General features: G+C 59.8%; 19 protein-coding genes. 16 read left to right on the forward strand and 3 right to left on the reverse strand.

Going from position 1 to position 24,763, the window contains the following annotated elements; all coding sequences use genetic code 11:
- Positions 1-70: 70 nt before the first annotated feature.
- A complete protein-coding gene (fur, locus tag ACJO3T_RS11170) occupies positions 71-484 on the forward strand; it encodes a ferric iron uptake transcriptional regulator (RefSeq protein ID WP_328184861.1) in 414 nt (137 codons plus the stop codon).
- Positions 485-640: 156 nt separating this feature from the next.
- Here fur and recN read toward each other — a convergent pair whose 3' ends face one another.
- The gene (gene recN / locus ACJO3T_RS11175; RefSeq protein ID WP_406963720.1) at positions 641-2,317 is read right to left on the reverse strand and encodes a DNA repair protein RecN; all 1,677 of its coding nucleotides are present in this window, start codon (positions 2,315-2,317) and stop codon (positions 641-643) included.
- 211 nt (positions 2,318-2,528) lie between these two features.
- Here recN and grpE point away from each other — a divergent pair, with 211 nt between their 5' ends.
- The 7 genes from grpE (at position 2,529) to greA (ending at position 12,367) form a co-directional block, all read left to right on the forward strand.
- Positions 2,529-3,131 (forward strand): nucleotide exchange factor GrpE, encoded by a 603-nt coding sequence (gene grpE, locus ACJO3T_RS11180; protein WP_406963721.1) that lies wholly within the window; start codon positions 2,529-2,531, stop codon positions 3,129-3,131.
- Positions 3,132-3,256: 125 nt separating this feature from the next.
- The gene (gene dnaK / locus ACJO3T_RS11185; RefSeq protein ID WP_406978497.1) at positions 3,257-5,179 is read left to right on the forward strand and encodes a molecular chaperone DnaK; all 1,923 of its coding nucleotides are present in this window, start codon (positions 3,257-3,259) and stop codon (positions 5,177-5,179) included.
- A gap of 133 nt (positions 5,180-5,312) precedes the next feature.
- Positions 5,313-6,440 (forward strand): molecular chaperone DnaJ, encoded by a 1,128-nt coding sequence (dnaJ, locus tag ACJO3T_RS11190; protein ID WP_406963723.1) that lies wholly within the window; start codon positions 5,313-5,315, stop codon positions 6,438-6,440.
- 8 nt (positions 6,441-6,448) lie between these two features.
- On the forward strand, positions 6,449-7,255 hold the full coding sequence (gene dapB / locus ACJO3T_RS11195) for a 4-hydroxy-tetrahydrodipicolinate reductase (RefSeq protein ID WP_406963724.1): 807 nt from the start codon (positions 6,449-6,451) through the stop codon (positions 7,253-7,255).
- 214 nt (positions 7,256-7,469) lie between these two features.
- Positions 7,470-8,600 carry a glutamine-hydrolyzing carbamoyl-phosphate synthase small subunit gene (gene carA, locus ACJO3T_RS11200; protein WP_406963725.1) on the forward strand — a complete coding sequence of 377 codons (1,131 nt, stop codon included), beginning with the start codon at positions 7,470-7,472 and terminating at the stop codon, positions 8,598-8,600.
- A gap of 69 nt (positions 8,601-8,669) precedes the next feature.
- Entirely contained in the window at positions 8,670-11,885 is a 3,216-nt protein-coding gene (gene carB / locus ACJO3T_RS11205; RefSeq protein WP_406963726.1) for a carbamoyl-phosphate synthase large subunit, read from the forward strand.
- Between the two features lie 2 nt (positions 11,886-11,887).
- A complete protein-coding gene (greA, locus tag ACJO3T_RS11210; protein WP_406963727.1) occupies positions 11,888-12,367 on the forward strand; it encodes a transcription elongation factor GreA in 480 nt (159 codons plus the stop codon).
- Between the two features lie 112 nt (positions 12,368-12,479).
- On the opposite strand, the gene ACJO3T_RS11215 is transcribed toward greA, so the two are convergent.
- Both ACJO3T_RS11215 and ACJO3T_RS11220 read right to left on the reverse strand, forming a co-directional pair.
- Entirely contained in the window at positions 12,480-13,529 is a 1,050-nt protein-coding gene (locus tag ACJO3T_RS11215) for an ExeA family protein (RefSeq protein ID WP_406963728.1), read from the reverse strand.
- A gap of 18 nt (positions 13,530-13,547) precedes the next feature.
- A complete protein-coding gene (locus ACJO3T_RS11220) occupies positions 13,548-14,483 on the reverse strand; it encodes an XrtA system polysaccharide deacetylase (RefSeq protein ID WP_406963729.1) in 936 nt (311 codons plus the stop codon).
- 329 nt (positions 14,484-14,812) lie between these two features.
- Here ACJO3T_RS11220 and ACJO3T_RS11225 point away from each other — a divergent pair, with 329 nt between their 5' ends.
- Genes ACJO3T_RS11225 through ACJO3T_RS11260 form a run of 8 tightly spaced genes read left to right on the forward strand, consistent with a single transcriptional unit; the run spans position 14,813 to position 24,758 of the window.
- A complete protein-coding gene (locus tag ACJO3T_RS11225; RefSeq protein WP_406963730.1) occupies positions 14,813-16,228 on the forward strand; it encodes a TIGR03013 family XrtA/PEP-CTERM system glycosyltransferase in 1,416 nt (471 codons plus the stop codon).
- Positions 16,229-16,233: 5 nt separating this feature from the next.
- Complete coding sequence (locus tag ACJO3T_RS11230) at positions 16,234-16,884, forward strand: XrtA/PEP-CTERM system exopolysaccharide export protein (RefSeq protein WP_406963731.1); 651 nt, start codon at positions 16,234-16,236, stop codon at positions 16,882-16,884.
- Positions 16,884-18,455, forward strand: coding sequence for an XrtA system polysaccharide chain length determinant (locus ACJO3T_RS11235; protein ID WP_406963732.1), 1,572 nt, complete (start codon positions 16,884-16,886; stop codon positions 18,453-18,455). The genes ACJO3T_RS11230 and ACJO3T_RS11235 overlap by 1 nt, the downstream gene beginning before the upstream one ends.
- Positions 18,456-18,460: 5 nt before the next feature.
- Positions 18,461-19,408 (forward strand): P-loop NTPase family protein, encoded by a 948-nt coding sequence (locus tag ACJO3T_RS11240; protein ID WP_406963733.1) that lies wholly within the window; start codon positions 18,461-18,463, stop codon positions 19,406-19,408.
- An 8-nt stretch (positions 19,409-19,416) separates the two neighbouring features.
- Positions 19,417-20,742: a hypothetical protein gene (locus tag ACJO3T_RS11245; RefSeq protein WP_406978498.1), complete on the forward strand. Its 1,326-nt coding sequence runs from the start codon at positions 19,417-19,419 to the stop codon at positions 20,740-20,742.
- A 39-nt stretch (positions 20,743-20,781) separates the two neighbouring features.
- Positions 20,782-21,777: a polysaccharide deacetylase family protein gene (locus ACJO3T_RS11250; protein WP_406963735.1), complete on the forward strand. Its 996-nt coding sequence runs from the start codon at positions 20,782-20,784 to the stop codon at positions 21,775-21,777.
- The gene (locus ACJO3T_RS11255; RefSeq protein WP_406963736.1) at positions 21,774-23,600 is read left to right on the forward strand and encodes a carbamoyltransferase family protein; all 1,827 of its coding nucleotides are present in this window, start codon (positions 21,774-21,776) and stop codon (positions 23,598-23,600) included. The genes ACJO3T_RS11250 and ACJO3T_RS11255 overlap by 4 nt, the downstream gene beginning before the upstream one ends.
- A gap of 30 nt (positions 23,601-23,630) precedes the next feature.
- Positions 23,631-24,758 (forward strand): GNAT family N-acetyltransferase, encoded by a 1,128-nt coding sequence (locus ACJO3T_RS11260; RefSeq protein ID WP_406963737.1) that lies wholly within the window; start codon positions 23,631-23,633, stop codon positions 24,756-24,758.
- The last annotated feature ends 5 nt before the right edge of the window (positions 24,759-24,763 follow it).

The raw sequence follows: 24,763 nt of genomic DNA on the forward strand, positions 1-24,763 counted from the left end.
ACGGTTTATGAGTCAAAATATGGCGGTATAATACCGGAAGCACTGAACACACCAAAGAGCGAAGAGCATTATGTCATCTGAAAACGCCGAACTGCGCAAGGTGGGCCTGAAAGTCACTCTGCCACGAGTGAAGATCTTCAATATCCTGGAGACGTCGGAAGAGCACCACCTGAGCGCTGAGGATGTCTACAAGAAGTTGCTGGACCAGGGTGACGACGTTGGGCTCGCGACGGTTTACCGGGTGCTGACCCAGTTTGAGGCAGCGGGACTGGTGCTGCGTCATAACTTTGAGGGTGGCCACGCGGTCTTTGAAATGGCCGGGGACGATCACCATGACCACATGGTCTGTACCCAGACTGGTGAAGTCATCGAGTTCGTGGACGAGGTGATTGAAGAGCGTCAGAAAAAGATCGCGGAAGAGCACGGCTATGAAATCGTGGACCATAGCCTGATCCTCTACGTTAAGCCGATCAAGAAGTCCTGATACGCCAGCCTGCCCTGTAGCGGTCGCAACCCGTGACCGCTGCCCATCCCTTCGTCTGTTCAGAATCCTGCCAAAAAAAGAGCGCCGGGGCGGCGCTCGAAAAGCTCTCTGGTGAGAAGGGAGTCGATGAGAGCAACTTGAAAATCAACGTTCAGTTCAATGGTGGGTCGCTTGCCCCTTGGTGTACATCTCGCGGGCGTGGGCCAGAGTCTGCTCGGTCATATCCACGCCACCCAGCATCCTGGCCACTTCGCTGATACGGCCCTGATCATTCAGTGTTTCGATCTTCGAGAAGGTGGTATCCGCTTCGGTGAACTTGCTGACAAACAGGTGCTGGTGGCTTTGCGCCGCCACCTGGGGCAGGTGGGTCACGCAGATGATCTGACCACTTTCCCCCAGTGAGCGCAGCAGCCGACCCACGACTTCCGCCGTGCCGCCGCCAATGCCTACGTCCACCTCATCGAACACCAGGGTGGGTGTGGTGGAGGTTTGGGCCACTACTACCTGGATGGCCAGGCTGATGCGGGACAGCTCGCCACCGGATGCCACTTTGGCCAGGGGGCGTGCGGGCTGGCCGGGGTTGGCACTGATCAGGAATTCGATGTCTTCGTTGCCTGCCGGGCTGGGCTCCTGGTTCCGGGTATCAAGCTGGCTGGTGAACTGCATGGTGGGCATGCCCAGCTCCGCCAGTTCCTGGCCCACGCGCTGGTCCAGTGTGGCCGCCCCCTCGCGCCGGGCCTTGGACAGTTTGTCGGCCACCGTCTGGTAGGCCTTGCGATAGTTCTCCACATCGGCCTCCAGTTGTTCCAGGCTGCCTTCGCTGCCATCAAGTTCGGCCAGTTCCTCGCCCAGTCGCTGGTGCAGCTCCGGCAGTTCCTCCGGTTGGATGCGGTGCTTCCGGGCCAGTTGGTAAATAGCGCTGAGGCGATCCTCCACTTCCTGCAGGCGCTCCGGATCCGCCTCGTAATCCTCCACGAAATGGACCAGGTTGTTGCCGGCCTCCGACAACTGGATCTGGGCTTCATTGAGCATCTGGATGGTGTCAGCCAGGGCCGGTACCTGGACCGGCAGTTGCTCAAGTTGCTGCAGGGCCTGGCGAACCATGTCGGCGGCGCTGGTTTCATCCTCGGAGCACAACATGGCGGCATGGTGGCTGTGCTGGCGGACGGTTTCCGCGTGGCTGAGCTGTTCCTGTTCCTGCTCAAGGCGCGTCTGCTCGTCTTCCTCGAGGGCCAGGCGGTCCAGTTCTTCGACCTGGTAGCGCAGGAGCTGCAACCGGGCCTCGGTTTCATCCGCATTCTGTTGACGGCTGGTCAGCCGTTCCCGGGCCTGGTGCCACTGTTTCCAGGCCAGGCGGGTCTTGATGGCAAGGTCTTCGGAGCCGGAGAATTCGTCCAGCAGGCGACGGTGGGTGTCCTTCTTCAGGAGAGACTGGTGCTGGTGCTGGCTGTGGATATCCATTAGCGTGGCGCCCAGGTCCTTCAACTGGTTCAGCGGGCAGGGCTGGCCGTTGATGTAGGCGCGGGAACGGCCATCCCGGCCGATCACCCGTCGCAGGATGCAGTCGTTGCCGTCATCCAGGTCCTGTTCCTCCAGCCATTCCCGGGCTTCAGGGATCCGGGCGATGTCGAAGGTGGCGGTAATATCCGCCCGCTTGGCGCCATGGCGAACAGCACTGGCATCGCCACGGCCTCCCATGGCCAGCCCGAGTGCGTCCAGCACAATGGACTTGCCGGCGCCGGTCTCTCCGGTGAGGGCGGTCATGCCCTTCTGGAACTGGAGTTCGACGCGTTCGGCAATGGCGTAATTGGAAACCGTGAGTTGAGTCAGCATGTGGTGTCTCCCTGAGTCACGAACACTGTTTAGGCATACAGTGACTGTGAATATATACAGCAAAATTGCTGTATGCAAATCCAGTGTGGCGAATTCTGTGAAATGCTCATGGTTGAAAGCGCTTATTTGGGCCCCATATCCGATGGCAAGTTTTTACCATCATTGGATAAAGGCGCGGCGAGCCGCGCACAGGCATAACCGGGAGTAGCTGATGAGCGCTGACGAAAATCGCAATGAAAATGTCGATGAAGAGCTGAAAGCGGAGGAGCGGGCCGGTGAGCCGGTGTCCGAGCAGCAGCCGGGTGAGACCTCCTCACCGGAGGAGGACGCCGATTCCATGGAGACCCGCGTCCAGGAGCTGAAGGACCAGGTGCTCAGGAGTCAGGCGGAAATGCAGAACGTGCGCCGCCGGGCGGAGATCGACGTGGAGAAGGCCCATAAGTTTGCCCTTGAAAAGTTCGTCAAGGAGCTGCTGCCGGTGGCCGACAGCCTTGAAAAGGCCGTTGAGAGCACAGAGGGACAGCAGGATTCCGATGACGTTGTCACGTCCATCCGGGAAGGGGTGGAAATGACCCTGGACCTGTTCCTGAAGAGTCTGGGCAAGTTCAACGTGCAGCAGTTGAACCCCGTGGGCGAACCCTTTGACCCGCAATTGCACGAGGCCATGTCCATGGTGCCGGCGCCGGACGCCGAGCCCAATTCCGTGGTGGCCGTGGTGCAGAAGGGTTACACGCTGAACGAGCGTCTGGTGCGTCCGGCCATGGTGGTGGTCGCCAAGGCCGAAGATGCGCCAAAAATCGATGAGCAGGCTTGAAAAGTCGGCGTCGGAGCCAATATAGGCAGGTAACAGTCAAGACGCGGTCCCTGGTGGGCCGGAAAAGAATCAGGTAAATCCGGATCAGGCAGCATCCGGACTGAATAGCTAACTGGAGTGATTTCATGAGCAAGATTATCGGTATCGACCTGGGCACGACCAACTCCTGTGTTGCCATCATGGATGGTGACAAGGTCAAGGTGATCGAGAACGCAGAGGGCGATCGCACCACGCCTTCCATCATCGCGTACACCGACGATGGTGAAACGCTGGTTGGCCAGTCCGCCAAGCGTCAGGCGGTGACCAACCCCCATAACACGCTGTACGCCATCAAGCGTCTGATCGGTCGTCGTTTCGAGGACGATGTGGTTCAGAAGGACATCAAGATGGTGCCCTACACCATCACCAAGGCGGACAATGGCGACGCCTGGGTTGAGGTGAAAGGCGAGAAGATGGCGCCGCCGCAGGTGTCCGCGGAAGTCCTGAAAAAGATGAAGAAGACCGCCGAGGACTACCTGGGCGAGAAGGTAACCGAAGCGGTTATCACCGTACCGGCCTACTTCAACGACAGTCAGCGTCAGGCCACCAAGGACGCTGGTAAAATCGCCGGCCTGGAAGTGAAGCGGATCATCAACGAGCCGACTGCCGCCGCACTGGCCTATGGGATGGACAAACAGAGCGGTGACCGCACCGTGGCTGTCTATGACCTGGGTGGTGGTACCTTTGACCTGTCCATCATCGAGATTGCCGATGTGGATGGTGAGCACCAGTTCGAGGTTCTGGCCACCAACGGCGACACCTTCCTGGGTGGTGAAGACTTCGACCTGAAGATCATCGAGTACCTGGCGGACCAGTTCAAGAAGGACAGCGGCATCGACCTGCGCGGTGACTCCCTGGCCATGCAGCGCCTTAAGGAAGCCGGCGAGAAGGCCAAGATCGAGCTGTCCAGCAGCCAGCAGACCGACGTCAACCTGCCGTACATCACGGCGGATCAGAGCGGTCCCAAGCACATGAACGTCAAGCTGACCCGGGCCAAGCTCGAGGCGCTGGTGGAAGAGCTGGTGGAGCGCAGCCTGGAGCCCTGTAAGGTGGCCCTGAAGGATGCCGGCCTGTCCGCCAACGAGGTTGACGAGGTGATCCTGGTGGGCGGTCAGACCCGTATGCCGATGGTGCAGGAAAAGGTGAAGAACTTCTTCGGCAAGGAGGCCCGCAAAGACGTGAACCCGGATGAAGCGGTTGCCATTGGCGCGGCCATCCAGGGCGCGGTTCTGTCAGGCGACGTGAAGGACGTTCTGCTGCTGGACGTGACCCCGCTGACCCTGGGTATCGAAACCATGGGTGGTGTGGCCACGCCGCTGATCGAGAAGAACACCACGATTCCGACCAAGAAGTCCCAGACGTTCTCCACGGCGGAAGACAACCAGACCGCCGTGACCATTCACGTGGTCCAGGGTGAGCGCAAGCAGGCGACCCAGAACAAGTCCCTGGGACGGTTCGACCTGGCGGATATCCCGCCGGCGCCCCGTGGTGTGCCGCAGATCGAGGTGACCTTCGATATCGACGCCAACGGCATCCTGAATGTGTCCGCCAAGGACAAGGCGACCGGCAAGGAACAGTCCATCGTGATCAAGGCCTCTTCCGGTCTCAACGATGACGAAATCGAGAAGATGGTCAGCGACGCCGAGGCCAATGCCGAGGAAGATCGCAAGTTCGAGGAACTGGTCCAGGCCCGTAACCAGGGCGACGCCATGGTTCACACCGTGCGCAAGACCCTGAACGATGCCGGCGACAAGGTCACCGACAGCGAGAAGGAGAACATCGAGTCAGCCATCAAGGACCTTGAGGAAGCGCTGGAAGGCTCCGACAAGGACGACATCGAAGCCAAGACCCAGAAGCTGACCGAAGTGTCCGGTGAGCTGGCCCAGAAAATGTATGCCGACCAGGGCGAACAGGCCCAGCAGGCCGGCGGCGAAGAGCAGGCCAGCGGCAGCCCCGATGACGCCGTCGACGCTGAGTTCGAGGAAGTCAAGGACGACGACAAGCGCTAAGCGTTTCGTTCGGTCCGGCAAGAACGCGGGGGTGATCGCCCCCGCGTTTTCTGCGTTAGAGAATGGCGGGTTTCCGGATACCCGGGCCCGAATTTGATTAGCACAGACAGGTTTTTCAACAAGGTTTTCCAGAATGGCCAAACGTGACTACTACGACGTTCTCGGGGTATCCCGGGATACGGACGAGAAGGAGATCAAGCGAGCCTACCGCAAGCTCGCCATGAAGTACCATCCGGACCGTAACCCGGACGACGCCGAAGCCGAGGCGAAGTTCAAGGAGGCCACGGAAGCCTACGACGTGCTGATGGATGCCAACAAGCGCGCCGCCTACGACCAGTTCGGCCATGCCGGAGTGGATGGCCAGGCCGGAGGCGGCGGCTTTGGCGGCGGTGGTGCCAGTTTCTCCGACATCTTCGGGGATGTGTTCGGTGATATCTTTGGTGGCGGCGGCCGGGGCCGCAGCAACCGGGGGGCCGACCTGCGCTATACCCTGGAGCTTGACCTGGAGGAGGCTGTTCACGGCACCACGGTGAAGATTCGCGTGCCTGGCCATGTGGAATGCGACCTGTGCGAGGGCAGCGGTGCCGCCAAGGGCTCCAGGCCGGAAACCTGTGGCACCTGTAAGGGCATGGGGCAGGTTCGCATGCAGCAGGGCTTTTTCACGGTCCAGCAGGCGTGTCCCACCTGTCGCGGTAACGGCAAGGTGATCAAGGATCCGTGCAGCAAGTGTCATGGCGCCGGGCGCCTCCAGGAAGAGAAGACCCTGTCCGTCAAGGTTCCTCCAGGTGTTGATACCGGCGATCGGATCCGCTTGTCCGGAGAAGGTGAGATGGGCGTTGATGGCGCACCGGCAGGCGACCTGTACGTGCAGATCGCGGTCCGTGAACATTCCATCTTCACCCGTGACGGTCGTAACCTCTATTGCGAGGTGCCCATCAGTATCGTGGACGCCGCCCTCGGCGGTGAGCTGGAAGTGCCGACACTCGATGGCCGCGTGAAACTGAAAATTCCCCCGGAGACCCAGACCGGCAAGCTGTTCCGCTTGCGGAACAAGGGCGTTTCTCCGGTCCGTGGCGGTCCTGCGGGTGATTTGCTGTGCCGGGTCATGGTGGAAACGCCGGTCAATCTGACCAAAAAGCAGAAGGATCTGATGGAGCAGTTCCAGGAAACCCTGGACGGCAACAACGGTAACAATCACGCGCCCCGGAAAACCTCCTGGTTTGAGGGTGTGAAGAGCTTCTTCGACGAAATGAAATTCTGAGGTCTGCCATGACAAGGATTGCGGTAACCGGCGCGGCCGGTCGAATGGGCAAGGTGCTGATCGAAGCCATCGATGAGGCGGATGATCTGTCCCTGGGTGCCGCCATCGTCCATCCGGAAAGCTCGCTGGTGGGCGCGGATGCCGGTGAAATGGCCGGCATTGGCAAGAATGGCGTGGCACTGGCCGGAAGCATCGCCGATGTGAAGGATGCCTTTGACGTCCTGATCGATTTCACCTTCCCGGACCTGACACTGGAGAACCTGGAGTTCTGCAGCCAGAACGGCAAGGCGGTGATTATCGGCACCACCGGCATGACGGATGCGGAGAAGGAGCAGGTCAAGGTGGCGGCTGACCGGGTGCCCGTGGTCTTTGCGCCCAACATGAGCGTGGGTATCAATGTGGTGCTAAACCTGCTTCAGACGGCCGCGTCCGTTCTGGGTGACGACTACGATGTCGAGATCATCGAGACTCATCACCGCCACAAGAAGGATGCTCCCTCTGGTACTGCCCTGCGTCTGGGTGAGGCCGTGGCTGACGCCCTCGGGCGGGATCTGAAGGAGTGTGCTGTCTACGGCCGCGAAGGGTTCACCGGCGAGCGCCCCCAGAGGGAGATTGGTTTCGAGACCATCCGGGCCGGGGATGTGGTGGGCGACCACACCGTGCTGTTTGCCACCATGGGTGAGCGCATCGAGATTACCCACAAGGCCAGCAGCCGCATGACGTTTGCCAAGGGCGCCATTCGTGCAGCCCACTGGCTACAGGGCAGGCCCGCCGGTCTGTACGATATGCAGGATGTGCTGTCCCTGAAAGACTGAGCTTCTGATGGACACAGATCGTCATATTTCCTACAATAAGGCGATTTAACTGCACCAAGCGTAGCCTGAAGACAAAGCCCGCCCGGAAGTCCGGATGATTTCCGAGGGCGGATACAAGAGCGGGACGGGGCAACACCCCCTCTCGCTTTTTTGCGACCTGAATTTGCGCTTGCGTTCCCGTTTGCCCAAACGAACCCGATTGAGGATACACGCCTTGAGTACACCAGCCATCCTTGCACTCGCAGACGGAAGCCTGTTTCACGGAGTCGCCATCGGCGCCGACGGCGAAACCAGTGGTGAGGTGGTTTTCAACACCGCCATGACCGGCTACCAGGAGATCCTCACGGACCCGTCCTACGCCCGTCAGATAGTGACCCTGACCTATCCTCATATTGGTAATACCGGCATCAATGACGAGGATGTGGAATCCGACGACCTCCACGCTGCGGGTCTGATTATCCGCGACCTGCCGCTGCTGGCCAGCAACTGGCGCAGCCAGAAGACACTGTCCGACTACCTGAAGGAAAACAACCGCATCGGCATCGCCGGCATCGATACCCGGCGCCTGACCCGGATCCTGCGGGACAAAGGCTCTCAGGATGGTGCCATTGTGGCGGGCGAAGGTGTGACAGCCGAGCGTGCCCTGGAGCTGGCCAAGGCCTTCCCGGGGCTCAAGGGCATGGACCTCGCCAAGGAAGTGTGCCGCAAGGATACCCGGACCTGGGACGAAACCGAATGGGTACTGGGTGAGGGCTATGGCAAGCGCACTGAAAGCCGTTTCAAGGTCGTCGCCTGGGACTATGGTGTGAAGAAGAACATCCTGCGTATGCTGGCCAGCCGTGGCTGTGACCTGACCATCGTGCCGGCCCAGACCCCCGCGTCGGAAGTGCTGGCGATGAAACCGGACGGGGTGTTCCTCTCCAATGGCCCCGGCGATCCTGAGCCTTGCGACTATGCCATCAAGGCGATTGGCGAGGTGCTGGAAACTGATGTTCCGGTCTTCGGCATCTGTCTGGGACACCAGTTGCTGGCCCTGGCCAGTGGCGCCAAGTCCGTGAAGATGGGCCATGGCCATCACGGTGCCAACCACCCGGTACAGAGCCTCAGGGATGGCACGGTGATGATCACCAGCCAGAACCACGGGTTCGCGGTGGACGAGACCACGCTGCCCGACAACGTCGAGGCGACCCATAAGTCCCTGTTCGACGGCACGCTCCAGGGCATCCGACGCACGGACAAGCCGGCGTTCAGCTTCCAGGGACACCCGGAAGCCAGCCCGGGGCCCCACGATATGGCTCCGTTGTTTGACGAGTTTATCCGGCTGATGGAAGCACGGTCCGCGTAAGCGGACGCCCGACACAGCGTTGCCGAAAGGCCCTACGAATCTGAATTTTGCTGACAGGTTGACTGAGAAATGCCAAAGCGGACCGACATCAAGAGCATCCTGATCCTGGGCGCTGGCCCCATCGTGATTGGCCAGGCGTGTGAGTTTGACTATTCCGGCGCACAGGCCTGCAAGGCCCTGCGGGAAGAGGGGTACCGGGTGATCCTGGTGAACTCCAATCCCGCCACCATCATGACCGACCCGGCCATGGCGGATGCCACCTACATCGAGCCCATCACCTGGCGCACGGTCGAGAAGATCATTGAGAAAGAGCAACCGGACGCCCTGCTGCCCACCATGGGTGGCCAGACGGCCCTGAACTGCGCCTTGGATCTGGAAAAACACGGTATCCTGGACAAGCATGGCGTCGAGATGATCGGTGCCAATGCCGACACTATCGACAAGGCCGAGGACCGCGACCGCTTCGACAAGGCGATGAAGAAAATCGGCCTGGAGTGCCCCAAGGCGACCATCGCCCATTCCATGGCAGAAGCGTGGCAGGTAGCTGATGACATCGGTTTCCCCTGTATTATCCGCCCATCCTTCACCATGGGTGGCTCCGGCGGTGGCATCGCCTATAACCGGGAGGAGTTCGAGGAAATCTGCACCCGGGGGCTGGATCTGTCCCCCACCAACGAACTGCTGATCGACGAGTCCCTGATCGGCTGGAAGGAATACGAGATGGAAGTCGTTCGCGACAGGAACGACAACTGCATCATCGTCTGTGCCATCGAGAACTTCGACGCCATGGGCGTGCACACCGGTGACTCCATCACCGTGGCCCCGGCCCAGACCCTCACCGACAAGGAATACCAGATCATGCGGAACGCCTCGCTGGCGGTGCTGCGTGAGATCGGTGTGGAAACCGGTGGTTCCAACGTGCAGTTCGGTGTCAACCCGGATAACGGGCGCATGGTGGTCATCGAGATGAATCCCCGGGTGTCCCGCTCCTCGGCTCTGGCCTCCAAGGCCACCGGTTTCCCCATCGCCAAGGTGGCTGCGAAACTGGCCGTTGGTTACACCCTGGACGAGCTGCAGAACGACATCACCGGCGGCATAACGCCGGCGTCTTTCGAGCCGAGTATCGACTATGTGGTCACCAAGATTCCCCGCTTCACCTTCGAGAAGTTCCCCCAGGCGGACGCTCGCCTGACCACCCAGATGAAGTCGGTGGGTGAGGTGATGGCCATCGGCCGCACCTTCCAGGAGTCCATGCAGAAAGCCCTCCGCGGCCTGGAAGTGGGCTCGGAAGGGTTCGAGGAAAAGGTGGACCTGGATAGCACCAGCGGTCGCGAAACGCTGATCAAGGAGTTGAATGTGCCGGGTGCGGAGCGTATCTGGTACATCGGCGAGGCTTTCCGTGCCGGTATGACGGTTGACGAAGTCTTCCGTCACACGAAAGTGGATCCCTGGTACCTGGTGCAGATTGAAGATCTCATCCTGGAAGAAGCATCGTTGAAAACGGCCGGCACCTCCGACATCGATCGGGATACCCTGTTCCGCCTCAAGCGCAAGGGCTTCTCCGATGGCCGTCTGGCGAAACTGCTTGGTATCTCCGAGGTGTCGCTGCGCAAGCTGCGCCATGAACTGGACGTACGCCCGGTGTACAAGCGGGTGGACACCTGTGCCGCCGAGTTTGCCTCCTCCACCGCCTACATGTACTCCACCTATGAGGAGGAGTGCGAGGCAGACATATCCGACCGGGAAAAAATCGTGGTCATCGGTGGTGGCCCCAACCGTATCGGCCAGGGTATCGAGTTCGATTACTGCTGTGTCCATGCCGCCCTGGCGATGCGCGAGGACGGTTATGAAACCATCATGATCAACTGCAACCCGGAGACCGTCTCCACCGACTACGACACCAGTGACCGGCTCTATTTTGAGCCCATCACCCTGGAAGACGTGCTGGAGATTGTCTACAAGGAGAAGCCCAAGGGGGTCATCGTCCAGTACGGCGGCCAGACACCGCTGAAGCTGTCCCGTGGCCTTGAGGCTGCCGGTGTGCCCATTATCGGCACCTCGCCGGACGCCATCGACCGTGCCGAGGACCGGGAGCGTTTCCAGCAGATGATCACCCGCCTGGGCCTGAAGCAGCCGGAAAACGCCACGGTGCGCAGCCATGAGGAGGGCATCCTAGTGGCCCGGGAGATTGGCTACCCGCTGGTGGTCCGCCCGTCCTACGTTCTGGGTGGCCGTGCCATGGAGATCGTCTATAACGAGGAAGAGCTGGTGCGCTACATGCGCGACGCCGTGCTGGTCTCCAATGACAGCCCGGTGCTGCTGGACCACTTCCTCAATGCTGCCATCGAGGTGGACATCGACGCCATCTGTGACGGCGAAGACGTGGTGATCGGCGGCATCATGCAGCATATCGAGCAGGCCGGCGTTCACTCGGGCGATTCCGCCTGCTCCCTGCCGCCCTATACCCTGCCGAAAGACGTGCAGGACGAGATGCGCGAGGCGGTCAGGAAAATGGCCCTGGAACTGGATGTCGTGGGCCTGATGAACGTGCAGTTGGCCTGGCAGGACGGCGAGATCTACGTAATCGAGGTGAACCCCCGTGCGTCCCGGACGGTGCCATTCGTCTCCAAGGCGGTGGGCGTCTCCCTGGCCAAGGTGGCCGCCCGTTGCATGGCTGGTCGCAGCCTGAAGGAGCAGGGTTTTACCACTGAAATCGTACCGACCCACTACTCGGTGAAGGAATCCGTCTTCCCGTTCAATAAGTTCCCGGCGGTGGACCCGATCCTCGGGCCGGAAATGAAGTCCACCGGTGAGGTGATGGGCATTGGCGACAGCTTTGACGAAGCCTTCGCCAAGGCGGCCCTGGCCGCCGGGGAGCGGTTGCCGGCCAAGGGCACGGCGTTTATCTCCGTGCGTGAAGTGGACAAGGCCGGTGTGGTCAAGCTGGCCCGTGACCTGGTGGACGCCGGTTTCAGTCTGGTGGCCACCACCGGCACCGCCCGGGTTATCAGTGAGGCCGGGATGGATGTCGAACGGGTCAACAAGGTGGGCGAAGGCCGTCCGCACATTGTTGATGCCATCAAGAATGGCCAGGTGCAACTGATCATCAATACCACGGAGGGGCGCAAGGCCATTGCCGATTCCGCCCAGATTCGCCAGTCGGCCCTCCAGCACAAAGTGACCTATACAACCACGCTGGCAGGGGGCGAAGCCTTCTGCCGCGCGATTAAATTCGGACCCGAGCGGACGGTGCGCCGTCTGCAGGAACTGCATTCAGGAAAGTGACTATGACGACTCGAGTACCCATGACCATCTATGGTGAAGCACGCCTGCGGGAAGAGCTTCAGCAGCTCAAGTCTGTCGAGCGCCCCAAGGTGATCGAGGCCATCGCCGACGCTCGTGAGCACGGCGATCTCAAGGAAAACGCCGAGTACCATGCCGCCCGGGAGCAGCAGGGCTTTATCGAGGGGCGAATCCAGGAGATCGAAAGCAAGCTGGCCGCCGCCCAGGTGATCGATGTCACCACCATTGAGAACACCGGCAAGGTGATTTTCGGCACCACCGTCCACCTGCTCAATGTGGAGACGGACGAACAGGTGGTCTACCAGATCGTTGGCGAGGACGAGGCCGACATCAAGGGGGGCAAGATCTCCATTTCATCTCCCATCGCCCGAGCTCTGGTGGGCAAGAGCGAAGGCGACGTGGTGGCGATCCGTGTGCCTTCCGGTACGGTGGAATACGAAATTGAGGAAGTGGAGCATATCTGAAGCTCCGCCAACGTTGCCGGCGCGCTTTATATGAAGCCCTTCTCCCGTCAGGGGGAAGGGCTTTGTTTATGGAGTGCGGACCCGGATTGGCGATGGCGAAGGCCCTTGGTGTTCAGTTACTCCGGTGCCGGCCCGGCGACAGGGGTTTGACGTTGCCCGAGTCCTGGGGCGGTGGGGTTTCCGCCTTGTCGTGCAGTAGCATGCCGATCTTGCGGTCAATGCCCTCAAGGGCATCGGCAATGCGAGAGAGGGTATTGCCCAGTTCACTGCTGCCGCTCAGCGGTGTTGATGCCGCCGCCGGTGGTTCAAAGTCCGCTGAACTGGTGCTGGTGGGGATGGAAGGTTTCCTGTCCGGATCGGGGGCATCGCCCAACAGATCCTTGCGGATTTCCTTGAGATCACGCCGGTCCAGCACATCCCGCTCATCGGAATAGGCACACATCATCAGTCCGTCACAGAGCTTGTTGATGACCCGTGGGATGCCGGCGCTCATGGTAAAGATATCGTGGATCATGGCTTCGTCGAACAGCGGGGCACCCTTGTGGCCGGCTACCAGCAGGCGATAGTCGATGTACTCGCCGGTTTCCTTCTCGGACAGTCCTTCCAGGTGGAAGAACAGCTTCACCCGTTGGGAAAGCTGCTGGATCTTGTGGATGTGATCCTTGAGTTCCGGCTGGCCCAGGAGGATCACCCGCATGGCGGGACCGCCCAGGCCCTCCAGGCCCGCCAGCATACGGATATCCTCGAGATTTTCCTTGGTCAGGTTCTGGGCTTCGTCCACCGCCAGTACTACCGGCGTCCCGCGATCCGCCATCATCTGCAGGTAGTCCATGATGGCGAACAGCATGGTGACCTTGCTGTCCATTTCGGTCTTGATGCCCGCCTGGTGGATCAGCAGGCGGAAGAAATCGTCGGATTTCAGGTTGGTGTAGGAGACGTGCAACAGTTTCAGGTTGCCGTCCAGGCTGCGGATGGTCTTCTTGAGCAGGGTGGTCTTGCCCGAGCCGATTTCACCACTGATAACCACAAACCCTTCCGGACTCCAGATAGCGGAGTTCATGTACACGAACGCCCGGGAGTGCTGCTGGCTCATATAGACAAAATCATCTTCCGGGGTCATCCGGAAGGGGTGTCGGCGTAATCCGAAGTGTTCCAGGTACATGTTGGTCGTCCGTCGTGGTCAGGCCAGGCGAATCATCTCGTTCTGGTGAAGCTTGATTCGATCCGGCTTATATTCCTCGTAGCTCTGACTTACCGTGCCAAAGCGAAAGTCCCCCAGCAAGCGTTCCAGTCGACCGTAACATTTATCCAGGTTGGTGTAGTGACGAAAACGGGAGAACCAGCTGGCATTGTCATACCTGGGCTGATCCGGGTCGATTTCCCACGGGTGCAGGTAAAACATCTGTGGTTGGGTGTCCCCGGCGCTGGCCATTCGGAACAGGTGCCGGAACAGCGGGTAGGGGAACTGCCGGAAATAGCCTCCCCCCGCAGCCGGAATGCTCATGCGGAATAGCTTCGCCGTGGCCAGCGGAAACTCCCGCAAGGCGGTGCCCGTACTGGTCTGGATGGTATACGGCGTCCTGGGAGAATCCGGTATGCCATACCGGTCATGGTGAATGGGGAAAATGCTGGAATCCCAGGTGAAGCCAAGTTCGGCCAGGATGTCCAGGGCCCATAGGGATTCCCGGGTAATGGAGTAGCTGGCTGCCCGGTAACCCGTGACCGGCTGCTGGATGATGTCTTCCAGTATCGCCTTGGATTTGCGGGTTTCCTCGGCGAACACCGCCGGGGTCTGGTTGTAGACCAGTTGGTGGCTGTAACCGTGGGAGGCTATTTCGTGCCCGTGGTCGGCCAGCTTGCGGATCAGGGCCGGATAGCGTTCGGCTACCCACCCCAGCACGAAGAAGGTGCACTTGACCTGGCGACGGTCGAACAGCTCCAGCAGTCGCTCCGTGTTCTGTTCCACGCGGGACGGGAGTGTTTCCCAGTCTTTGGGGGCAATCACACCGGACAGGGCGGCAACGTGAAAGTAGTCCTCCACATCAACACTCAGCGCATGCAGTGTCCTTGCGCGGTGACCGTCCTCGCGGGCGGTCGATTGAACTGGTTCCGTCATAGGAGGCTCCGTTCTCCGTCTCCCTACAAACCACAACGGGATCTGTCCAGACCCCGAATCCGTTCAAATAGTAGCCTTAACGGACCCACTTGTCATCGCCATTCGGGGCCGACTTCCGAACATTGTCGCATGACAACGTAAATAGTTGTAAAATTCCGTTACAGATTGATACATGGCACCTTGAGATTGTCATATGTCGGGCGCAAAATGAACTTCAGGAAATAAAGCTCTCACGCGTCGTCTGACAGATTCGGTTAGCTGCGGGCTGACCTGGTACCGTCTCACTTCTTGACAGTGCCGGCCCATCGAGTTTTATAGAGACGACAAGGATGTTTGGTGTGTCCTATATACGCATCAGAAAACATTACCTGCATCTTCCATACCTGGTGCTTGGCGCCCTGGAATTTGCGGTACTTTTCGGAACGTTGTACCTGCTGGGGTTCGTGCTGGACCAGTTGGGCGGATATGGTTCGGGGTTTGACACCGGTGCGGGTTCCGCCCTGCTGTTTGCCCTCGTCATGAGCTGCGGCACCCTGGCCATGGGCGTGTATTTCGCCATGGTACGGGAAGGTTTTGCCTCCATGTTCTTCCGCACCCTGGTGGCCTTCTGTTTCCTGGGCGGGCTTGCCCTCACGATTCTCTATATGGTCCTGCCCAATGTCAGCCCCGGCAGTGACAAGCTTTTCCTGGCCGTATTGCTGGCGATCCTGCTGGTCACTGTGATCCGGCAGCTTTTCCTCAAGGTTGTGGATTCCGACCAACTGGCCCGGCGTGTGGTGATCTATGGCGGTGGCGAGTTCGCCGAGTCGCTGATGACGGATTACCAGACCAACCTGAAGGCCTCGGGTATCCGTATTATGGGGTGCATCCCCGACTCCGCCGACCCCAGGGTTGACCGCCGTCACCATCTGCCTGCGCCCACGGATTTCTTTGAATTCTGCCAGCAGAACAGGATCTCGGAGATCGTCATTGCCCAGCAGGAGCGCCGCCGTAATGAGGGAGGGCAGCTTCCGGTGGAGTCATTGATGGAGTGCAAGCTTCGTGGCGTCGAGGTGACCGACGCCGTGGCCTTTTACGAGCGTGAGCTGAAAAAGGCCCGGCTGGAGCTGGTTCATCCATCCTGGATCCTGTTTTCCGACGGTTTCAAGGCCTCCAAGTCACGGGATATGACCAAAAGGGTGGTGGACCTGGTTATCAGTCTTTTGCTCACCGTGGTGCTGGCGCCATTCATGGTATTGACCGCCCTGGCCGTCGTGCTGGAAAGTGGACGACCTATCCTCTATAGCCAGAACCGTGTCGGCGCACGGGGCAGAACCTTCCGGATCTACAAGTTCCGCAGCATGCGCCAGGACGCGGAAAAGGACGGCAAGGCCCGCTGGGCTTCCCAGAACGACAGTCGTGTGACCCGGGTCGGCGCCTTCATTCGCAATACGCGGCTGGACGAGCTGCCCCAGTTGTGGAACGTGATCAAGGGGGAGATGAGTTTCGTCGGCCCCCGTCCGGAAAGGCCGGAATTTGTCGAACAGTTAAAGGAGCAGGTGCCATTCTATAACACCCGGCATTACGTGAAGCCGGGACTTATGGGGTGGGCCCAGCTGAATTACCCCTACGGCGCATCCATTGAGGACGCCCGGGGAAAGCTGGAATACGACCTGTATTACTCGAAGAACCACAGCATCGTGATGGATTTCCTGATCATGATCCAGACCGTTGAAGTGGTGTTACTGGGCAAAGGGGTGCGATAAACGATATGGATACCAAGCGGATAACAGCGCTGCAGACGGCCGTCATGGTCATGCTGGCCGGCTTTCTGGCCGCCTGTGCCGGCGTGCCGGAAGGTGGTAATAACCCTAGCCCGCCCGTGACGGCCACGGAGCCGGAACCCTACCGCATTGGGGTGGGCGACACCGTGTCGATCCACGTATGGCGGAACCCTGAGCTGACCCAGAGCATTGTGGTCCGGCCTGATGGCCATATCTCCATGCCCCTGATGGGGGATGTGGAAGCCGAGGGGCTGAGGCCGGAGGACCTGGCGGATGAAATCAGCGCGGGGCTGAGCGAAGTCATTCGCAGCCCGGAAGTGACCGTGATGGTCAACAGTCCGGTCAGCGCGGAATACCGCAATCGCGTGCGTATCACCGGCCAGGTGGGGCAGCCGATTTCCGTGGCCTACCGGCAGGGTATGACCGTGCTTGACCTGGTACTGGAAGCCGGCGGTCTGACCCCGTTCGCGGCAGGGGACCGGGCGGTTATGCATCGCCATACCGGCGAAGAGTATGAGAGCTTTGGCCTGGACCTGGAAGCCATCCTGGAAGATGGTGATATGAGAACCAATTACACCATCCAGCCGGGTGACGTGGTCAGTGTCCCACGCAAGACCCTGCTGCGCGGAGAACTCTGATGGACTGGCGGTACATTCTCGATATGATCAACGCGGTCAAGCTGGAGCTTTACCGTTATCGGGTGCTGGCCGCCATCATCTTCATGTGCGTGACGGCCGGGGTCCTGGGACTGGGGTACGTGACGCCCAAAACCTACACCTCCGAGGCGTTGCTGTACGCGGATTCCTCAACGATCCTCGAGCCATTGCTTCGTGGCAGCGCGGAAGTGACCCCCATTGATCGGGTCAACGAGGCCCGTGAAATGCTGCAAAGCCGCTCTTACCTGGAGCAGGTGGCCTTCGACTCCGGGCTGCTTCTTGGCGGTGAAACGGATGTGGAGAAGAACGGTGTTACCGGCCAGCTCCGGGATACCCTCAATATGCGGGTGTCGAACCGCAATTTCCTTGAGCTCAGTTACCGGAGTGGCGATCCGGACCAGTCGTTCCGCGTGCTGAGCGCAGCTCTGAACCGCTTCATCGAGCGCACCTCCAGCAAGAAGCGATCAGAGAGCGAGGGCGCCTATGAGTTTATCGACGCCCAGGTCAAGAGCTACAAGAGGCAATTGGAAGAAGCGGAAGCCCGGTTGAAGGAGTTCCGGGGCAGCAACCAGGATGGAACGCAGTCCAGCGTACAGGCCAGGATCGAAAGTCTCAGAAGTGATATTGAGAATCTCAAGCTGGAAATTCAGCAGAGTGAACAGGAAGTTGAACTGACCACTTCCCAGCTTCAGGAAGAGCGGCCATACCGGTCGGTCAGTACCGGTGGCGGGTTATCGGAAGTGGACCGGAAGATTGCCCAGCTTGAGCAGTCGCTATCCGACCTGAGGCTCAAATACCACGACACCCATCCGGACGTTTCCTCCGTGCTTGGACAGCTTGAGGATTTGCGGGCCCGTAAGGCAAGGGGCGATGTCGGTCAACGGAGTGTGGGATCCAGCGAGGTTATCGAGAACCCGGTTTACGAACAGTTACGCCTGAAACTGACCGACGCCCAGACAGACCTTGAGGTTCAGCGCAAGCGACTTACATCCCTGGAGAATCTCCTGGAAGAAGCCTTTGAGCGGGCCGAACGTGTGGCGGCCAATCAGGCGGAACTGTCCGAACTGACCCGTGACTACGATGTAACGAAAGGCGTGTATGAGGACATGTTGCAGCGCCGCGAAAAAGCCCGTCTGTCCATGACGCTGGATGTGCAAGGGCAGGGTGTGAGTTATCGTATTCAGGAGCCCGCCTCCTATCCCACCCACTGGGATGGATTGCAGTTGTACGAGGTTGGCATGGCGGGCCCGTTCCTGGGCGGAACCATGGTTCTGGGGCTGTTGGTGGCCCTGGTCATGTTCGATAACCGGGTCCGTTCCAGCCGGACGTTGCTGACGCAGCTTCCGGAAGACATCCCCGTGCTGGCTTCCGTTCCGCATTACTCGAGTACCTGGAAGGAACGTTTGCTTCGCAAGGATGTGATATTCATCGTCGGTATCCTGGTGGTGTTCATGGGCGTGTACCTGGCCATAATGGTATTCAGCATCCTCGGTGTGACGCCGGCACAGATCATGGACACGATTACCGGGTCCGGCACCGGTCAGGGCGGTTAGAATTCATGGACAACAATAAGCTTTACAATGCTCTGCTGAAAACCCAGGAACGTCATCGTGCGGAACGGGCTGCTCAGGCGGCAGAGATGGATGAGGTTTCCGAAGACTCCGGACAGGAAAGTGCGGAGAACAACACCTCGTCGGAGCCGGCCTATATCAGGCACGGCCGGTCCGAGGACCCCGCGCGGGCGGAGCGACCTTTTGCCGAGCCCGGCCCCAACTGGACCCTGGTGGAGGAAAGGCGGGAACGGCGCGCGCCGTCGGTCTATGACTCGTCAGTATCCCTGGACCTGATCGACAATCCACGCCCCTGGAGCCTGGACGATCTCAGGGAGCGCAAGATTATCTACCCCGGTATGGCCAACAAGGCCATACTGGATGCGTTCCGCGAGATTCGTATCAAACTGCGTGACAGGGCTGGCGCCGTCAACTTTTCGGTGCTGATCTCGTCCCTGGGAAAGAATGACAATTCGGTACTGACTGCGTTTAACCTGGCGGCCACGTTTGCCATGGATGCCCAGAGTTCCGCGCTGCTGGTGGACTGCAATCCCTGGGACAGTGATCTTGGGCATCTTGTTTCCTCCCCCATGAACCTGGGCGTCACGGATTTCGTGGCTGACAAATCCCTTAAGGTGAAGGACATCATTTACCCAAGTGGTGTGGATCGTCTCAGTGTGGTGCCCGCCGGCACCCAGTCCGCTTCCGCCGTCGAACTGTTCTCCGCCGTCAGGATGCGTGACCTGATGGGGGAACTGAGAAGCCGTTACCCGGATCGTTTCCTGATCATCAATGCGCCACCACTCAAGGCCAGCACCGAGGCCCACATCCTGGTGCGGTATGCGAACCAGGTGGTGCTTGGCGTTCCTTTCGGCGAGGTTACCCCGGACGACATTGTCAGTTCTGTTGAAACTCTCGGGTCAGAGAAATTTTCCGGCCTGGTTTTCCAGCAATGAGGTATGGCATGGAGCGCGCTTTCCGCAAGCTGTGGCCCGAAGGCCATGTTGTGGCGACACTGGCGTTGCTGATGGGGCAGGCTTCGGTGTCCTACGCTGCGGAAGACGGTCTGCCCGAGAGTCGCTACACCGCGACGACAACCCTGTTCTCGGATCTCACCCACACCAGATACGAAAATGATAGCGACACCCGTGCCGGGGCCGGGATCAGTGGCGATGTCGGCGCGGAGTTTTCGTCGGGACCGCACAGCTTGATTGGCCGTTACGGTGCGAGCCTCGAAACGGAACGCAGTAGTCTCGGCAGGAGTGACGACGACAATTTCTGGCTGCGTGGCTCATCAAGTTACAACTACTTCGAACCCGGCAGCCGTTTCGACTTCAATGCCGGCCATACCATACGCTCCGTGCGTAATGACACCGGTTTTGCCGTGGATAACTTTGACTACGATACCCAGAATGCGGTCAGCGCCGGTGCCGGTGTCAATTTCTATCCCGGTGACCTGACCACCTTCCGGGTGTCTGGCCAGGGTGGCAAAACCTGGGAAGAAGGGGACGTGCCAGACGGGGAGTCCGTCAGTGCGAACGCCACCCTGACCCGCCAGGTGTCGGAGCTGAGCTCCGTTTTTCTCATGGCCACGAGGGCATGGGAGGAACAGGAAGACACCAATGACATCACCCTTGACTCCGTGTCTGTCGGTCTGCAATCGCTGCTGGAGGATGGGTCGTTTAACCTGTCTGTGGGCCTTTCCCGGGCCGAAAGCAATGGTTTTGAGAACGAGGCGATTATCGGGTCCCTTGCGCGCGTCTGGTCAACGGACCTCACCAGTACCCGTTTCAGTTACGACCGCACCCAGAGCAGTACCCTGCTGGACCTGGCCCTGGGCCCCATCGCCGGACCGGGCTTTGAGGATGAATTCTCCATCCGTTACCAGGGCGTTACGGTTCGGGATCAGGTGACCTTCGCCCACAGTTCCAGTCGGTTTTGCGACCTTTGCACGGTCAGGGTGATCGCCCAGGCGGCACAGGAGGAAGAGGTTGCCACCAGCGATGAGACCTGGCAGTACCTTGCCGGGCTGGGAGTGGGCTTCGAGGTGGCTGAGTTGAAAACGCTGGACTTCGACTATCGCTGGCAGGCGGACGCCCTGGAGGAGCGGGGAGAGATTGATGACGCACTCCACCGGTTCAGTGTGACCTATCGGCACCAGTTGACCGAGCTGGCCACCTGGGGAACCTCGTTTGAAACCGCGGTTACCCGGGGGTTCACGGATGAGGAAGAGTACCGGGCAAAGGTCTTTGTCACGCTCGGCTGGGACGGCATGGAATCGGCGTGGTAGCCAGACAGGCATCATTGCAGGACGAACAGGGAAGACGCTGTGTTTGAGAATCGAAAGACCATACAACTCCCCGCGGATACGCCTCCCCAGCTCATGGTGGTCATTGATACGGAGGAGGAGTTCGACTGGAACGCAGATCCGGATCCGAAGGCTACCGCGGTCACCGCAATGGACCATATCCATCGGGCGCAGGATATTTTCAACGAGTATGGCATTGCGCCCTGCTACGTGGTGGATTACTCCATTGCCAGCCAGGAACGCAGCATAGCACCCCTGAAGTCTTTCCTTGAGGCCGGCCAGTGTGAAATCGGTGCCCATCTGCATCCCTGGGTCAATCCGCCGGTGGAGGAATCGCTGTCCCGCTCCAACATGTACCCGGGCAACCTGCCCGAGAGCCTGGAACGCCGGAAGCTGACGGAGCTGCGGGATACCATTGCGGATGCCTTCGGGGCACCGCCCCACATCTATAAGGCGGGTCGCTACGGCTATGGTCCGAACACCACGGCCATCCTCAATGACCTGGGTTTCGACATTGATCTGTCCATCTGTCCACCACTGGATGCCAGGGGGGATGGCGGACCGGACTACCGTTACGAAAACGCCTGGCCGTTCTGGTACGGGCCGGAGGACAATCGGGTTTTGGAGCTGCCGGTGACTGGCGGCTTTGTCGGGGTGGCTGGTGGGTTATCACCCCCCGTTTTTGATCTGGCCATGGCGTTCCGCAAATTGAAGGCACCGGGCATCCTGTCACGGCTCGGGATTGTCGACCGGTTGATGCTGTCGCCGGAAGGGTTCCGGTCGTCCGAGCACATCAAGCTGACCCGCGACCTTTATCGTCGAGGGGTACGCACCTTTACCTGGAGCTTCCACAGTCCCAGTGTGGTTCCGGGCCATACCAGTTACGTGCAGGATGAGCAGCAGCTCCAGGAGTTTCTGGACTCATTCCGGCAGTTCTTCGATTTCTTTTTTAACGAATTGGGTGGGGAGGCTTCGTCTCCCACCCGGCTAAAGACGCTGATGGAGAAGTTTGCATGAAAGTGCTTGGTATTTCGCCACTGGACAAGGACGCCACGGTCTCGGTTGTCGAAGATGGCCAGATCCTGTTTGCCGCTGGCGAGGAGCGATTCTCCCGGGTAAAGCAGCAGGATGGCTTCCCGCAGCTTGCCCTTGAGAAGGCCCTGGAGTACACCGGCAGTAAGATGAGTGATTTTGACCTGGTGTGTTACCCGTTCCTGAGCTGGGAGAATGAGGCCAAGCTTTTCACGCAGAACCTGGAGGACGAACGCGAGTTTATCCGCAGGTTCGAGCCCGCCGACCTCAACCGTCAGGTCAAGGAAGCGCTGACCCGGGTGCCGGATCGCAACGAACCGATCCATGGCCTGGAACACCCGAACGCCATCATGGAAAAGGGCTTCCTGCACAGCTCGTATTACTCCATGGCAGGCGCCCAGCGCATTGCTTCCAATAATGCCGCCCTGAAAGGCTCCCGACACTGGGGGGAGGAGGCAACGGCGTCCTTCCAGAAGTGGGAAAAGGCCCTGGAGAGCGGATTGCAGCGAATGGGCTGGGACAAGCCGGTCAAGCGGATGGAACACCACCTTTCCCACGCGGCCAACAGCTACCTGTGCAGTGGTTTCGACCGTGCTCTGTGCATCACACTGGACGGCTATGGATCGGGCCTGGCCGGTTCCGCCAGCGAGGCGCGGGACGGCAAGATCCATCGGCTGCACGGTATCAGCTATCCCAATTCCCTGGGGACGCTCTACGAGCATGTGACCTCCAGCCTTGGCTTCAAGCCCAGTCGTCACGAAGGCAAGATCGTCGGCCTGGCGTCCTACGGTGACCCGGCCATCCTGGGCGATATCCTGTTGGATCGTATCCAGCAGGAACCCGGGGACTACCGGATCTATGAGGCCAACAACGTCTATTTCTCCCGTTACCTGGCGTCCAAGTTCCCGAAGATCGATGTGGCGGCCGCCTACCAGCATGCCCTGGAAGTGGTGGCCACCAACTATGTTCGCTACTGGGTGGAAAAGACCGGCATCGATACCGTGGTGCTGTCTGGTGGCGTCACCGCCAACGTCAAGCTGAACCAGCGTATTTTCGAGCTTGAAGGGGTCAACCACATCTTCGTGTACCCGAACATGGGCGATGGCGGTTGCGGCACGGGGGCCGCCCTCTATCACAGCTGGCCGGGGGGCGTGAAGGATTCCATCACCAGCGCCTACTTCGGACCCGACTACAGCGATCGAGAAATTGAGGCCGCCCTGGAGGCGGAGGGACTGTCGTATACCCGGCCCAACAACCTGGCAGCGGAAGTGGCGGCGCTGATCCACAGCGGCGAGGTGGTTGCCCGCTTTGACGGACGCATGGAATACGGCCCCAGGGCCCTGGGTAACCGTTCGATTCTCTACCATGCCAGTGAGCCGGAAGTGAACCAGTGGCTGAACAAGCGTCTCGGGCGCACCGAATTCATGCCATTTGCCCCGGTAACCCTCTATGAAGCCCGGGAAAAGTGCTACCACGGGATTCGCGGTGCCGAGCACAGCGCGGAATTCATGACCATCACCTTCGACTGCACCGATTTCATGCGGGAGAACTGTCCGGCAGCAGTTCATGTGGACGGCACCGCCCGACCGCAACTGGTGCGCCGGGAGGTGAACCCGGGGTACTACGATATCCTCAAGGAGTACGAGAAGATCAGCGGCGTTCCCAGCCTGATCAACACCAGTTTCAACATGCACGAAGAGCCCATCGTGAGTTCGCCGTCGGATGCGATCAGGGCTTTTGTGCAGGGCGCGCTGGATTATCTGGCTATTGGACCGTTCCTGGTCAAGCAGCCCAATCCGGTCCACTGACCTATTTACAGCGGGCGGAGCACGGCGCTGATGACAGCAGACAAGCTGGAAGTTAGTCAGGAGCCAGTCGTCACCCCGGAGCAGCTACGGGAAGAGTGGGAAGACCTGGAAAGCCGGTCGGCTCCCACGGTTTTCCTGTCGTGGCAGTGGCTGGGGCACTGGCTTGAGGTGTACCAGCCCGATGTACGGGTGTTGCGGGTACTGGAAGGCGGCAGGCTGATTGGCCTGGGGATGGTCGTGACATCGGATGAGCGCCGCCATGGTGTGTTGCGATCCCGCTGCCTGCGTCTACACCAGACCGGGCACAGGGTCCTCGACCAGATCTGGATCGAGTACAACGGCTTCCTGGCGGAACATGGCCGTGATCGTGATGTTTCTGCCGCATGCCTGGCGTTCCTGGAACGTCAGCGGGATATGTGGGACGAGTTCGTGGTTGGGGCGATCGATGCCGACGAGGCCGATTTCTACGCCCGGACCATGGGGTTGCACAAGCACATCCGGTGGGAGGCGCCCTGCTATGGCGTCAACCTGAATGCCCTGCGCCGTGGTGGACAGCATTACCTGGATACGCTGTCCCGCAATACCCGGTATCAGATCAACCGGGCACACCGGCTGTACGAAAAACGGGGCGACGTAGAGCTGGTCCGGCCGGACAGCGTTGAGGAAGCGCTTGCGGTGTTCGACAGTATCGGCCCCCGTCACCTGGAGCGCTGGGGCAGCGGTCCGGACCAGAGTGGCTTTGCCAATCCGGATTTTGTCCGCTTCCACCGGTCACTGATCCGCAGCCAATGGGCCGAGGGGGGCGTGGATCTGGTGTCGGTACGGGCCGGGGATGATGTCATCGCATCCTTTTATAACCTGCTTCACAACCAAGTGGTGTACTTCTATCTCGGTGGCATGATGACGGAGTCGGACAACAAACTGAAACCCGGGCTGCTCGGGCACAGTCTGTGTATCGAAGACTACCGCCAGCACGGTTTTCACTACTACGATTTCATGGGCGGGGATGAACGCTATAAGTCGAACCTTGGTCAGTGTCATCGTCAACTGGTCCAGATTGCCCTCCAGCGGCCTCGCTTCAAGCTGAAGCTTGAGAACGCGCTCCGGGAAGCCAGGAACCACTGGCTCGGGGAGCCGGGAGCGGGCTATGGGCGTTGAGGAGA

It is taken from the genome of Marinobacter shunpengi (assembly GCF_045449715.1).
Taxonomy (GTDB): Bacteria; Pseudomonadota; Gammaproteobacteria; order Pseudomonadales; family Oleiphilaceae; genus Marinobacter.

Excerpts from the sequence above, each read along its gene's own strand:
- greA (WP_406963727.1), top strand. The coding sequence starts at position 11,888 with ATGACGACTCGAGTACCCATGACCATCTATGGTGAAGCACGCCTGCGG.
- dapB (WP_406963724.1), top strand. The coding sequence starts at position 6,449 with ATGACAAGGATTGCGGTAACCGGCGCGGCCGGTCGAATGGGCAAGGTG.
- ACJO3T_RS11240 (WP_406963733.1), top strand. The coding sequence starts at position 18,461 with ATGGACAACAATAAGCTTTACAATGCTCTGCTGAAAACCCAGGAACGT.
- fur (WP_328184861.1), top strand. The coding sequence starts at position 71 with ATGTCATCTGAAAACGCCGAACTGCGCAAGGTGGGCCTGAAAGTCACT.
- ACJO3T_RS11225 (WP_406963730.1), top strand. The coding sequence starts at position 14,813 with ATGTTTGGTGTGTCCTATATACGCATCAGAAAACATTACCTGCATCTT.
- ACJO3T_RS11245 (WP_406978498.1), top strand. The coding sequence starts at position 19,417 with ATGGAGCGCGCTTTCCGCAAGCTGTGGCCCGAAGGCCATGTTGTGGCG.
- grpE (WP_406963721.1), top strand. The coding sequence starts at position 2,529 with ATGAGCGCTGACGAAAATCGCAATGAAAATGTCGATGAAGAGCTGAAA.
- ACJO3T_RS11230 (WP_406963731.1), top strand. The coding sequence starts at position 16,234 with ATGGATACCAAGCGGATAACAGCGCTGCAGACGGCCGTCATGGTCATG.
- ACJO3T_RS11255 (WP_406963736.1), top strand. The coding sequence starts at position 21,774 with ATGAAAGTGCTTGGTATTTCGCCACTGGACAAGGACGCCACGGTCTCG.
- recN (WP_406963720.1), bottom strand. The coding sequence starts at position 2,317 with ATGCTGACTCAACTCACGGTTTCCAATTACGCCATTGCCGAACGCGTC.
- dnaJ (WP_406963723.1), top strand. The coding sequence starts at position 5,313 with ATGGCCAAACGTGACTACTACGACGTTCTCGGGGTATCCCGGGATACG.
- ACJO3T_RS11235 (WP_406963732.1), top strand. The coding sequence starts at position 16,884 with ATGGACTGGCGGTACATTCTCGATATGATCAACGCGGTCAAGCTGGAG.
- ACJO3T_RS11260 (WP_406963737.1), top strand. The coding sequence starts at position 23,631 with ATGACAGCAGACAAGCTGGAAGTTAGTCAGGAGCCAGTCGTCACCCCG.
- ACJO3T_RS11220 (WP_406963729.1), bottom strand. The coding sequence starts at position 14,483 with ATGACGGAACCAGTTCAATCGACCGCCCGCGAGGACGGTCACCGCGCA.
- ACJO3T_RS11215 (WP_406963728.1), bottom strand. The coding sequence starts at position 13,529 with ATGTACCTGGAACACTTCGGATTACGCCGACACCCCTTCCGGATGACC.
- dnaK (WP_406978497.1), top strand. The coding sequence starts at position 3,257 with ATGAGCAAGATTATCGGTATCGACCTGGGCACGACCAACTCCTGTGTT.
- carB (WP_406963726.1), top strand. The coding sequence starts at position 8,670 with ATGCCAAAGCGGACCGACATCAAGAGCATCCTGATCCTGGGCGCTGGC.